The sequence below is a fragment of the Streptococcus pseudopneumoniae genome, assembly GCF_001072665.1.
Classification (GTDB): Bacteria; Bacillota; Bacilli; order Lactobacillales; family Streptococcaceae; genus Streptococcus; species Streptococcus pseudopneumoniae_S.
Genome location: NZ_JVJI01000105.1, coordinates 1 through 974, shown reverse-complemented (window position 1 = coordinate 974; position 974 = coordinate 1). Strand labels below are relative to the sequence as shown.

Below are 974 nucleotides of genomic sequence, written 5' to 3'. Positions count from 1 at the left end.
AGAAAAAATAAGAGAATATCTCAGAAAATATAATATTTCTAAAGAAGAATTAGAGAAAGACTATGACGAAATCGTTAACCAGAAAGTCTTGAAAGATTGGTGCTCGATTTATGACAGCAAGTACTCGCCAAGTAATTATGGCGATGTTAAGATTGAAACCCAGTGGGAGAATTGGTGATAGGTCATGCAGACTTTACCCACCAGTCCATCACTATGGCGACTCATCTTAATCCTAATCAAGTTCAGTTATCCGACATCTATGGCGGTAGAGAGCGTGTCAAGGATCTTTCAGGCTGGGAGGGAGACACGACCTTCAATGCTAATGATATGAAGCCAAGTATCGGAGAAGATGACTACAAGGCAGACCTAGATTCGGTCAACCTTATCGGTCGTATGCAAGAGGGGCAATCCTATGACCAAGCCATATCTTCCTATTATGATGACCTTCAAAAAGACTCCTCTCAGAGAGAAAGAGAATTCCTAAAAAATAAGGATTGGGATACAGTCAGAGATACTATTTATGATAGTTTGCGACCAACGGATATTAAGCTAGATGGGGAGGATGCTCTTAAGGCATATATTGAAAGAAAATATCCAGAAGTATCGACATTTTTAAATCGTTTGGAAGCATTAGCAGATTAGGAGAATGATGATGAAAAAAATATTAGCTTTAATAGCGTTGTTCGCACTAATTGTATTATCCTGTTTCTACTTTTTTATCCATCAACCTAAAAACATTTTTGATGAGATTTATCAGGAGACGGAAAAAACCTATCGGTCAAATAATATTTTAAGAAATATAGATGGGTTTAAAATCAGATCAGGTTGGCCAAGTGATGATCCCAATATATCCTATACTCCTTTTGGAAAGTATGAAACTCTACCCAAAGGCTATAGTGATATAACCATTAACCTTAATTTTGGAAAAGGTATAAAGGGGGTGTTGATTCTTTTTGAAAGAAAGACTAATTCGA

3 protein-coding genes are annotated in these 974 nt (G+C 36.7%); all 3 read left to right on the top strand.

What is annotated here, in order from left to right:
- Positions 1 to 178: TipC family immunity protein (locus tag ADH52_RS11290; protein WP_152903963.1), on the top strand; the 178-nt coding region annotated here is incomplete at its 5' end.
- On the top strand, positions 175 to 642 hold the full coding sequence (locus ADH52_RS05505; RefSeq protein ID WP_049489568.1) for a hypothetical protein: 468 nt from the start codon (positions 175 to 177) through the stop codon (positions 640 to 642). The genes ADH52_RS11290 and ADH52_RS05505, both read left to right, overlap by 4 nt.
- A 10-nt stretch (positions 643 to 652) precedes the next feature.
- The coding region (locus tag ADH52_RS05500) for a TipC family immunity protein (protein WP_049510509.1) at positions 653 to 974 on the top strand (322 nt) is incomplete at its 3' end.